The organism is uncultured Mailhella sp., assembly GCF_905187505.1.
Taxonomy (GTDB): Bacteria; Desulfobacterota; Desulfovibrionia; order Desulfovibrionales; family Desulfovibrionaceae; genus Mailhella.
In genome coordinates this window covers 1-11187 of the sequence record NZ_CAJJIC010000075.1, presented here as the reverse complement: position 1 = coordinate 11187, position 11187 = coordinate 1, and the positions used below count along the sequence as shown (strand labels likewise).

Genomic DNA, 11187 nt, shown 5'->3' with positions numbered 1-11187 from the left:
GGCTCTGGCCGTGGACCGCACCCTTTTTTCCGAAGCTCTGACCCGCCTCGTGGAGGAAGAGCCGCTCATCACGCTCATACGGCATCAGATTCCCTCGCTCGACGCCCCGGAACTGGAAGGCAAGACCGTGATCGTGGCCGCGGGGCCGCTCGTGTCGGAAAGCCTTGCCGCCTCCATTGCGGATGTCATCGCCGCGGACGGCGACGACACCCGTCTGTACTTCTACGACGCCATAGCGCCCATCGTCCGGGCCGACTCCGTGGACATGAGCATAGCCTTCCGCGGCTCCCGCTACGGCAACGATGCGCCGCCGCCCTACTCCGACGACGCGCCCTTTCTGAAAAAGCCCATGGAAACCATGGTCGACCCCGACGCGCAGGACAACGGCGACTACCTGAACTGCCCCATGACGAAGGCCGAATACACGGCCTTCTACGAAGCGCTGCGCGAGGCCGAGCGCGTGCCCGCCCATGACTTTGAAAAGGAAATACACTTCGAGGGCTGCATGCCCATCGAGGCGCTCGCCGACCGGGGAGACCGCACGCTCACCTTCGGTCCGCTCAAGCCCGTGGGCTTCACCGATCCGCGCACCGGCCGTCGTCCCTACGCCCTGCTCCAGCTCAGGGCCGAAAACGCGGAACGCTCATCCTTCAATCTGGTGGGCTGTCAGACCAAGATGACCTACGGCGCGCAGGACAGGGTGTTCCGTCTCGTGCCCGGCCTTGCCCATGCGGAATTTCTGCGCTTCGGCAGCGTGCACCGCAACACCTACGTGAACGCTCCGGAATGCCTGAACGAGGATCTGTCGCTCAAGGAGCGGCCGAACGTGCATCTTGCCGGTCAGATCACCGGCGTGGAAGGCTACGTGGAATCCGCGGCCTGCGGACTGTGGCTCGGTCTTCTTCTCGCCGCGAGAGCCCGAGGCAGAAAGCTCTCCCTGCCCCCCAAAACCACGGCTCTCGGCGCGCTCATGACGCACCTCAAGACGCCCTCCAAAAAGTTCACGCCCTCCAACATCCATTTCGGACTCATGCCCGAGCTTGCGGAGCGCACGAAAAAAAAGGCCCGCAAGGCGGAAATGGCCGACCGCGGCCGTGCCGACTTCGACGCCTGGCTGGAGGATGCCGGACTCTGAGTTCCCGCGCTCTCCCGGCGGCCTCGGCCGTTTTCCGGGAGAGACGAAGCTCCGGCAACAAAGCCGCGCGGCAACGATGCGGAAAAAGCGCCCTCCCCGTCGGGAAGGCAAAAGGCTCCTCGGTCAGCAACGTGCCGGAGCAGTGAGACGACGCCCGTCTGAAAATACGGCGCGTCCCTCGAAAAAAGAAAGCTGCCCTCCCGGTCTTCCGCAGCCGCGGCACCCTTCCATGGAGGCATGATGGGATTTTTCGACAACCTTCTGAAAGTGCCGGGAAGAACCTTTGCCCGGGCATTTTTGAACAGCGAGAAAGCCATGACGCTTGCCAATGCTCATCTGTCGGATTTTCTTCACATTCACAGCATCGTATGCCGTGAGGACATGAGCCTCATGGTCTGCTTTTCCATCACCGGCATGGAGCAGGAAATAACCGTCGCCATAAGCGACTACTCTGCGGCCGAGGACGGAAGCTGGATATGCGTGGGCAAGGCCGGCTCCACCGTTGCCGGCATCGATCGCGCCCTTGCCGCCTTCGTGCAGGGCAGGCGCATTCCCGTGCCGGAAAAATACGCCGGAAAAGTGGCCATGCTGAAAAAATTTCTGCTGTAGCCGCCCATCCCTCACGCATCTCTCATGATCCTTGCCTTTTCAGGCTTCGGCATTCGTGCTAGCCTTTCTCCATGGAAATACGGCACTACCATCTTACGGCCCGGGACTGGCGCTGGCTCAAGAAGACGCCTCCCGAAGGGGACGACATTCTCGTCTGGCACGACATACGCATGGAAGAGTCGCAGGAGGAACTGCAGCGTCTCGGCGCCTACCTGCACGGTCTGCACGTGGATGCCGAAGTGTCGGCGGCCTGCACCGTGCCCGTAAACTTTCCCGATGTGGACGTGTCGGGCGGATGCGTGTTCGTGCGCTTTCCGCTGAGAATGCAGTGGAACAGCCCGAAGGCCTCCTATGTCATGATGCTCTGCATGAAGGGCATGCTCGTGAGCATAAGCTCTCCGCAGATCCAGCTGCTCGACCGCGCCCTCGCGCGACTTGAAAACGGAAGCGAGCTTTCCGAGCCTTCCAGTCAGGCGCTTCTGCTCTTCATCATGGACGCCTGCACGGACATGAGCACGCGCCAGTACATGACCGCCAGAGCCGCCGTGGAGGCGCTGGCCGACAGAATATACGACGATCCGGACAACATAGGCCAGGACGAACTTATCGCCATACGCCGCTGCGTGGGGCGCCTTTATTCCCAGTTCGAGGATCAGCTCTACTGCATGAGCGTGCTGCAGAGCCTGCAGACGCAGAGCGTGCCCTTCAGCCATCTGAAGGCGGAACTCCGGGACATCATGGACAGCCAGAACCATCTGGTACGCAGTCAGGATCAGCTGGAAATCCGTCTGCGCGACCTGCACAACGACTGTCTGCTTCATGCCCAGCGCAAAACAGACTACCGCCTGCGCGTGCTCACCGTGCTCACGTCACTCTGCATGCCCCTCAGCGTGATCGCGGGCATCTACGGCATGAACTTCCGCTTCATGCCCGAGCTCGAATGGAAGTACGGCTACTTCGTGGTGCTCGGCGTCATGGGCGTCATCACCGTGTCGCTGCTCGCGTTCTTCTTCCGTCGCGGCTGGTTCAAGTGACCGTCCCCCGTGCCTTCTTTGTTTTTCCGTCCGGACACAGTCGTGAAAAATCCGGGACTTGACAGCATTCTCTTTCAAAGGCACCCTTGACACATTCCTCACACGCTTACTTTTTCATTCCGCGCGACGCCTCTTTTCCGACGTTCCGCGACGCCGACAGGAGCCCCTTCATGCATCCGTGTCTTCGCGCTATCGCTTTTGTTTTCTGTGCCGGTCTCACGGCTTCGGCGCTCTGCGCCTGTCAGCCCAAAGCCGGAACCGCGCTTCTTCCCTCTCCGCAAACGCAGCCTGCCGCGGTTCAGGCAAGCTCCATGCTGCCCGGCCCCGGTTCACCTTCTCCCCTGTACCGGGCCAATCTCTGCCCCACCATCATGTCTCTGGGCGAGGACGTGGCCGATGCCGCACGCGAGCACATAGGCGTACGCTACAGAAGCGGCGGCGCATCGCCCTCATCCGGCTTCGACTGCTCGGGCTTCGTGTACTGGGTCTTTTCCAAGCAGGGCGTCACCGTGCCCCGCGATTCCGTGCGTCAGTCCCGCGCAGGGCAGGAAGTGGCCAAGGCCGATCTTCTTCCCGGCGACATTCTCATCTTCCGCATCGCCAACACGCCCAACGGCAGGCACTCCGCCATCTATCTCGGTGACGGACGATTCATACACAGTCCGTCGGCAGGCTCCCGCGTGCGCATCGAGAACCTGGAAGCGGATTACTGGAAACGCCATTACATGACGGCAAGACGCGTGCTTGAGGAACCGCCCTGCGATCTCGACCTCTACGGCAATCCCGAACTCTCCGACACGCAGGCCCTGCTCGATGAAATAGGCATCGGCAGAAAATAGTCCTGCAAGGCTCGCCCCGGCTGCTCTTTTCCCCTCATCTTCTTCGGTGCAGAGGAACGCATCCCGGTCACGACCGGGTCGGCCGTCGCCTGTGCCCGGTAGCCTGAAAGCGTCTGAGCGGAGGTCTTTGCCCGGCGCACTTTTCCGCAGCGCCCGTGCGATCCTTCCGCACGCCTTCCGCCTCCGGGCCGGGCTGCCTGCTTTCCGACACGAAAAAGGCCCCTTCTTCGGAAGGGGCCTTTCTCATTCATGCCTTTTCCGCCGGACTACATTTCCGGAGGAAGCTCGTTGAGCTGAGCCTGCGAGAACACGGGACCATCGAGGCACACGTACTTGCCGCCGAGGTTGCAGCGGCCGCAGATGCCTATGCCGCACTTCATGCGGCGTTCAAGGGTGGTGATGATGTTCTCGTCCTTGAAGCCCATTTCGCGAAACGCCGCCAGCGTGAACTTGATCATGATGGGCGGGCCGCAGAGCACGGCGATGGTGTTGTCGGGGCTGGGGGCCAGCTCCTTGAGCACGTTGGGAATCATGCCCACACGGTGAGGCCAGTTGGGAGCCTCGCGGTCGATGGTGAGCGTGGTGTGCAGAACGTCGCTCTCAAGCCAGCCGGGGAGATCGGCCTTGTAGGCCATGTCCTCGGGGGAACGCGCGCCGTAGAGCAGGCTGAGCTTGCCGTATTCGGAGGCGTGTTCCATGACGTGCAGCATGATGGTGCGGATGGGGGCCATGCCTATGCCGCCGCCCACGAAGACGATGTTCTTGCCCTTCCACTGCTCGTAGGGGAAATAGTTTCCCAGAGGAGCACGCACGCCCACCTTGTCGCCGGGCTGGAGCTTGTGGATGGCGGTGGTCACCTCGCCCGCGCGCATGACGGAAAACTGGATGTAGTCCTTGCACGAAGGCGGGGTATTGATGACGAACGTGGACTCGCCCACGCCGAACACGGAAAGCTGTCCCACCTGGCCGGGCTGGTAGGTGAAGCTGTTCCATGCTTCCTCATTGTCAAAGCGCACACGGAAGGACTTGATGGTGGGAGATTCCGTGATGACTTCCAGAACCGTAGCGACTTCAGGCAGGTAAGGATTCTTGCTGCAGCCGCAGTCATGTTCACTCATATTCTCTCCTTACCTCTTCTTTGCCTTGCTTCTGGTGGAGGACTTGGGAGCAGCCTTGGGAGCGCTCTTCTGAGCCTTCGGAGCGGGAGCGGTCTTTTCCGCGGCCACAGCCGCAGGAGCTTCTTCCGCAGGCGCGGCCTGTTCGGGAGCGGCTTCCTTCGCGGGAGCCTCGGGGGCCGCAGCTTCCGCAGGAGCCTTCACCTCGGGCGCGGCTTCCTGAGCCTTCGCTTCGGGAGCTTCCACGGCAGCGGCGGGAGCCTTGGCCGGAGCCTCGTCCCTGATCTCGATGGTTGCGCCTTCCACGACGGCCTGCACCATGTGACGGATGTCCAGCGACACCGGGCAGCTCACCACGCAGCGGCCGCAGCCCACGCAGGAGAAGAAGCCGTCGTAGCGCTCGGGGTAGAAGCTGAACTTGTGGCTCACGCGGTTGCGCATTCTGTCGGCCTTGGAAGGACGGGGATTGTGCCCGCTGGTCTCCATGGTGAAGAGCGGCGTCATGCAGGAATCCCAGCTGCGCAGACGACGGCCGTCCAGCTGCGAGCCTTCATCGGTGATGGTGAAGCACTGGCAGGTGGGGCACAGATAGGTGCACGCGCCGCAGGAGAGGCACTTCACGGTTTCCTTGTCCCAGAAGGCCGTATCGGTGAAGCGCGAGGCCACCTTTTCCATGACGTGGGTTAGCTCGGGAGCGGGATTCAGGGAAGCGGCGGCAGCGGCATGGGCGGCCTCGGCCTCGGCGGCCTTGTCGGCGGCGTCGGCAAAGCCTGCGCCTTCCACAAGGGCCTGCCCCTTTTCCGTCACGACTTCAAGAACGAAGCCGCCTTCCACGGCGGTGAAGAGTATGTCCGACCCTTCTCTGTCGGAAGGCGTTCCGCCCACCCAGTTGCAGAAGCAGGAAGAGAAGGCCGTGGGGCACGCCTGCGTCACGATGGTCGTGGCGGCGCGGCGCGCGCCGTAATAAGGATCCTTGAACTTGCCTTCCAGATAAGGACGGTCAAGCACCACGAAGCCGCGCGCGTCGCAGGGACGGCAGCCGAAAAGCACCGTGGGCTCGGCATCCGTGGGAGCCTCAAGCGTGGTGGTCAGCTTGGAGGGATCTTCGGCGTCCTTGACGGACTTGAAGGTCACCAGCGTTTCGCACTGCGGCAGCATGGCCTGCTTGGGAGAGGCCGTGGCGCGGCGCAGAAGCGCGTCGATGTCGGCCGAGGCGAGCTCTTCGGCCGTCCGGGGACGAAAGACCACGCTCGGGCCTTCCTGACGGGGAGCCAGCACGCGATGGCCGGAGGCCAGACCGGCAAGCCAGCCCGTCAGCTCTTTCGGTGTTGCGAAAAGGAGACTGCTCATGCCAGATCATGCTCCTTGATAGTCGGTTCTTCCACCTGATAGGTGAGCAGCGGAGGCGTGGCGTTCACGTCGAGGCCCGCGCCGTAGCTGAAGATCTTCTGAATCATGCGGCCAAACTGCTGCTTGAGAGCGAACACGGGAATGTCCATGGGGCAGGCGCGTTCGCATTCGGTGCAGCCCGTGCAGCGTCCGGCGAGATGCTGGGCGTGGATGAGCTGGAAGAACAGCTTCTGCTGCACGGTGTCTTCCTGCGTGACCCAGGCGGGATCGCGGGTGTCGGACACGCAGTAGTCGCGGCACACGCACATGGGACAGGCGCCCCGGCAGGCGTGGCAGGCGATGCAGCGTTCCATCTGGCCCTTCCAGTAGCCCATGCGCTCTTCAAGGCTCAAAGAGTCGAGGAAGCGCAGACCGGGCAGACGACCGTCGGCCGGAGCCGCAGGTTCGATGGTGGGAGTGCCCACGAACACGTCGGAGAGGACGGCGTTGGGCTTGGTGCACAGACGACACTTGTCCTGCGCCACTTCCGCCATGGTCATTTCGTATTCCTGACCGGCGGCGGTGACGATGAGCTTGTTGCCGCGGCCGACGCAGGATTCGATCTTCGCGCCTTCGGGAAGCTTCGCAAGAATGCGGGACAGGCTCACGGTACCGTTGCAGCCCATGCCGAAGATCTTCACTTCCTCGCGGGAAATGAGATTTTCGGCCAGAAGTTCCACCACGCCCTTGCTGTCGCAGCCCTTGACCACCACGCCTATCTTGCGGCCCTTGTACTTGGGCAGATACACGGCGAGATTGTGCACGTTGAAGGGGCCCCAGATGAGGGAATCCACTTCTTCGGGCGTGGTCATGAACACAGGTTCGGCATGAACGGCATCAAAGCCCTTCTTCCAGCCGAGCACGCCTTCAAGTCCTTCGGCGAGCGCGTCCTTGATGGCCTGCTTGAGATCGGGCAGCGAGGGATGCTCGCCGCAGCCGAGGGGCCGGATGGACTCGATGAGCTCGTCGGGACGATCATAGCGGGCGGGCACGTCTTCCCAGCGGGGAGCCGGTCCGAGCGCATGGATGCGGTTCGTGAAGTTGGTGACCACGTCCTTCCAGCGCTGACCCTCGGAAGCGGAAACCCAGGTGTACTCGAAGCGGTCGGGGTTGATGCCTATGACCGGCAGGAACTCCTTGAGCAGCTCCAGACGACGACGGGCATAATAGTTGCCCGCGGAGTAATGGCAGTCGCGCGGATGGCAGCCCGACACCAGAACGCCGTCGGCCCCGTTGATGAGGGCCTTGAGCACGAAGAGAGGATTCACGCGGCCGGAACAGGGGACGCGGATGATGCGAAGGTCGGTAGGCTGAACGGCGCGGGCGGTACCGGCCGTATCGGCGCCGCCGTAAGAGCACCAGTTACACAGAAAACCTACGATACGGAGCTCCTTGCCAGCTAGGACAGACATAGGGCGTTAACCTCCGCGAGAAGCTGATTGTCGGTGAAGTGGGCGACCTGAATGGCGCCCTGCGGGCAGGTGGCCGTGCAGACGCCGCAGCCCTGACAGACGGTTTCGATCACGTGGGCCTTCTTCTGTCCGCGGATCTCCACTTCTTCAATGGCCTGATAGGGGCAGACCTGAATGCACTTGCCGCAGGCCACGCAGCGCTTGATGTCCACCACGGACACCTGCGGATCGTTCTCCAGCTTGGGCTTGGAGAAGAGCGCCATGACCTTGGCGGCAGCGGCGCTGCCCTGCGCCACGGAGGCGGGAATGTCCTTGGGGCCCTGGCACACGCCGGCGAGGTACACGCCTGCGGTGTTGGTTTCCACGGGACGCAGCTTCACGTGGCTTTCCATGAAGAAGCCGTAGTGGTCATAGGAAATGCGAAGCTTTTCGGCCAGATTTCCCGCGCCCTTCGAGCCTTCCACGCCCACGGCGAGCACCACCATGTCGGCGTCCACCTCAACGGGCGCTCCGAGCAGCGTGTCGGCGCCGCGAACGATGTAGCCGACCTTGCCGTCGGGACGGACCGTAGGCTGAATGGCGGACACGCGGCCGCGGATGTACTCCACGCCGTACTCTTCCTGGGCGCGGCGGGTGAACTCATCGTACATCTTGCCCGGAGCGCGGATGTCCATGTAGAACACGAAGGCCTGGGCATCCGGCAGATGATCCTTGGTCATGATGGCCTGCTTGGCCGTGTACATGCAGCAGAAGCCCGAGCAGTACGGACGGCCGATGGAGCAGTCGCGGGACCCCACGCACTGGATGAACACGATGTTCTTCGGCTCCATGCCGTCGGAAGGACGATGGATGTGGCCGCCGGTGGGACCGGAGGCGGACATCATGCGCTCGTACTGAAGACTCGTGATGACGTCGGGATAGGTGCCGCCGCCGTATTCCTTGTACACGGTCCAGTCCACGAGGTCGTAGCCGGTGGCCGCGATGATGGCGCCCACCTTCTCTTCCACGATCTCATCCACCATGTCATACACGATGGCGCCGGTGGGACACACCTTGGCGCACACGCCGCACTTGCCTTCCTTGATCTTGCGGCAGTAGTCGGGATTGATGGTGGCCTTCTTGGGAATGGCCTGGGGGAAGGGAATGTTGATGGCGCGGCAGTTGCTGATGTCTTCATTGAAGGCATCGGGCACGTTCTTCGTGGGGCACTTTTCGGTGCAGGTTCCGCAGCCGGTGCACTTGTCCCAGTCGACGTAGGTGGCGCGCTTTCTGATCTTCACGGTGAAGTTGCCCACGAAGCCGGAAATGCTCTCCACCTCGGAATGGGCGTAGAGCGTGATGTTCGGATTCTGGGCCACGTCCACCATCTTGGGCGCGAGCACGCAGCTTGAGCAGTCGATGGTGGGGAAGGTCTTGTCGAGCTTGGCCATCTTGCCGCCGATGGTGCTTTCGCGCTCCACCATGACCACGCCGATGCCGGAATCGGCCGCGTCGAGGGCGGCCTGAATGCCGGCCACGCCGCCGCCGATGACGAGCACGCGCTTGGTCACGTCGAACTGCTTGGCGTAGAGAGGCGTGTTGCGGCGCAGCTTTTCCACGGCAAGACGCACCAGCTCGGCGGCCTTGTTGGTGTTGGCTTCGCGGTCGCGGCCGATCCAGGAGACGTGCTCGCGGATGTTGGCCATTTCAAACATGTAGCGGTTGAGACCGGCGCGCTCCACCGTGCGGCGGAACGTGGGCTCGTGCATTCTCGGAGAGCAGGAAGCCACCACGACGCCGTCGAGGCCGTGCTTCTTGATGGCCTGAACGATGTTTTCCTGTCCGGGCTCGGAACAGGTGTACATGGTGTCTTCAGCGAAGACGACATCGGGATAGGTCAGCGCCATCTTGGCGACAGCGGCGGTATCCACCGTCGCTTCGATGTTGCTGCCGCAATGACAGACGAATACGCCGATTTTCATGATGCGGCTCCTGCGGCCTTCATGGCTTCAAGCTCGGCGGAAACACGGGCCTTGCGGCGTTCGGCGATCTTGTCCAGAAGGGGATAGGGATTGACGGCCAGCTTGTCCAGACGCATGGCGTTCTTGGGCAGGCCGAAGGCGAGCGCGATGAGCTGGGTGTAGTAGAACACCGGCAGATCGAAAAAGCTCTTCTTCGAGATTCTGGCGGCCTGACGCTGGCGCAGGTCGAGATTCATGTGGCACAGCGGGCAGGCGGTGACCACGGCCTCCGCGCCCACGGCCTTGGCGGTGTCGAGAATGCGGCCGCTCAGAGAACCGGGAATGTTCACGTCGGGGATGCCCATGGCGGCGCCGCAGCACTCCGTCTTCAGGGCGAAGGGCAGAACTTCCGCGCCGAGCGCCTTCATGATGTTGTCGAGCGACACGGGATTTTCCGGGTCGTCGAACTTCGCCACCTGGGCGGGACGGCTCAGGAGGCAGCCGTAATAGGTGACGACCTTGAGGCCTTCCAGCGGATAGGTCACGCGGGAGGCGATGTTCTCCACGCCCACGTTCTCCACGATGGCCTGAAGCACGGAATAGGTCTCCATGAGATCCGCGCCGCCGTCGGCGTTGGCCGGAGTGGGAGCATCGAGCAGCTCGTCCACCTTCGCCTTGAAGGCGGGCTTCTGCATGCGGTAGCGGGCCATCTTGAGATTGGAGGAGCAGCTCGGGCAGGGAGAAATCACGCAGTCGGCGCCGGTCTTGGCGGCCTGCATGAGGTTGCGCGCGGCAAGAGCGCCGGAGAGCTCGTGGCTCACGGAATGCGCGGGCGTGGAGCCGCAGCAGTTCCAGTCCTCGATTTCCACGAGATCCATGTTCAGAGCGTTGCACACCGCCCGGGTGGAGGCTTCATACTCCACAGAGGTGCCGTGGCCCGAACAGCCGGGATAATAGGCGTATTTCATGGCTCAGCTCCTCTTTTCCGCATAGCGCTTGAATATGCGCGCCACTTCCTCGCGTCCGTGGATGACCGAGGGAATGAAGGGCATCTTGTTCTTTCTGAGCGCCATGGGCGCGATTTCCAGATTGCCCCAGCCGCGCAGGGTGCGCCCCATGTAGTCGGCCATGACGCCGAGCTCGTAGGAGCGTCCCGTGGCATGCACGGTATCAAGAAACGCCTTCCAGAAGGATTCGATGGGACGATCCTGCACCAGGCCCTCGCGACGGGCCATCATGCGCAGCGTTTCCATCACCGCGGCCACGTCGATGTTGTTGGGGCAGCGGGCGCTGCAGGTCGAACACGACAGACACAGCCACAGCGAACGGTTCTTCAGGGCTTCATCCTTGAGGCCCATCTGCACGGCGTGCATGATCTGGCTGACCTGACGGTCATAGACCTGAGCGCCGGGGCAGCCCGCCGTGCACTTGCCGCATTGATAGCAAGTCGACAGATTCTGACCGCTCTCTTCTTCGACCTGACGCTTGAACTTCAGGTCCCTGGCTTTATCAAGCCTAGTGATGTTCATAGAGACTCCCCTTGAAGACTTTTTTACAACCATCAGAAATCACAACGCATTCCGAAATGGAGCAGGAAAAGTCATTCAGTGTCTGACAAAAAAAGGACAGCAATATCCCTTTTAACGCCATCAAGTAGAACATACTTCCGAGGGCAAGTCCATACTCACCCTCTCGAAAAAGGAGAAAAAGTATC

At 62.2% G+C, this 11187-nt stretch carries 10 protein-coding genes; 4 read left to right on the top strand and 6 right to left on the bottom strand.

Translation table 11 applies throughout. The features are described from left to right. The 4 genes from trmFO to QZZ60_RS07715 form a co-directional block, all read left to right on the top strand. The coding region (trmFO, locus tag QZZ60_RS07730) for a methylenetetrahydrofolate--tRNA-(uracil(54)-C(5))-methyltransferase (FADH(2)-oxidizing) TrmFO (RefSeq protein WP_295640147.1) at positions 1-1135 on the top strand (1135 nt) is incomplete at its 5' end. Positions 1136-1372: 237 nt separating this feature from the next. Continuing rightward, positions 1373-1744, top strand: coding sequence for a hypothetical protein (locus QZZ60_RS07725; protein ID WP_295640144.1), 372 nt, complete (start codon positions 1373-1375; stop codon positions 1742-1744). Between the two features lie 71 nt (positions 1745-1815). Further along, on the top strand, positions 1816-2778 hold the full coding sequence (locus tag QZZ60_RS07720; protein WP_295640141.1) for a magnesium transporter CorA family protein: 963 nt from the start codon (positions 1816-1818) through the stop codon (positions 2776-2778). 170 nt (positions 2779-2948) lie between these two features. Beyond that, positions 2949-3617: a C40 family peptidase gene (locus QZZ60_RS07715; RefSeq protein ID WP_295640138.1), complete on the top strand. Its 669-nt coding sequence runs from the start codon at positions 2949-2951 to the stop codon at positions 3615-3617. Positions 3618-3883: 266 nt separating this feature from the next. Here the strand turns inward: QZZ60_RS07715 and QZZ60_RS07710 are convergent, their stop codons facing one another. From QZZ60_RS07710 to QZZ60_RS07685, 6 genes are read right to left on the bottom strand one after another with little or no spacing between them, the layout of a single operon-like run. Continuing rightward, positions 3884-4735, bottom strand: coding sequence for an FAD/NAD(P)-binding protein (locus QZZ60_RS07710; RefSeq protein ID WP_294446234.1), 852 nt, complete (start codon positions 4733-4735; stop codon positions 3884-3886). A gap of 9 nt (positions 4736-4744) precedes the next feature. Then, positions 4745-6082 carry a 4Fe-4S dicluster domain-containing protein gene (locus QZZ60_RS07705; protein WP_367119410.1) on the bottom strand — a complete coding sequence of 446 codons (1338 nt, stop codon included), beginning with the start codon at positions 6080-6082 and terminating at the stop codon, positions 4745-4747. After that, positions 6079-7533 (bottom strand): hydrogenase iron-sulfur subunit, encoded by a 1455-nt coding sequence (locus QZZ60_RS07700; protein WP_295640135.1) that lies wholly within the window; start codon positions 7531-7533, stop codon positions 6079-6081. The genes QZZ60_RS07705 and QZZ60_RS07700 overlap by 4 nt, the downstream gene beginning before the upstream one ends. Continuing rightward, on the bottom strand, positions 7521-9494 hold the full coding sequence (locus tag QZZ60_RS07695; protein WP_295640132.1) for a CoB--CoM heterodisulfide reductase iron-sulfur subunit A family protein: 1974 nt from the start codon (positions 9492-9494) through the stop codon (positions 7521-7523). Before QZZ60_RS07695 ends, QZZ60_RS07700 begins: the two co-directional genes overlap by 13 nt. Next, positions 9491-10441, bottom strand: coding sequence for a CoB--CoM heterodisulfide reductase iron-sulfur subunit B family protein (locus QZZ60_RS07690; RefSeq protein WP_295640129.1), 951 nt, complete (start codon positions 10439-10441; stop codon positions 9491-9493). The genes QZZ60_RS07695 and QZZ60_RS07690 overlap by 4 nt, the downstream gene beginning before the upstream one ends. Positions 10442-10444: 3 nt before the next feature. Next, positions 10445-11002 carry a 4Fe-4S dicluster domain-containing protein gene (locus QZZ60_RS07685; protein WP_295640126.1) on the bottom strand — a complete coding sequence of 186 codons (558 nt, stop codon included), beginning with the start codon at positions 11000-11002 and terminating at the stop codon, positions 10445-10447. Positions 11003-11187: the final 185 nt, after the last annotated feature.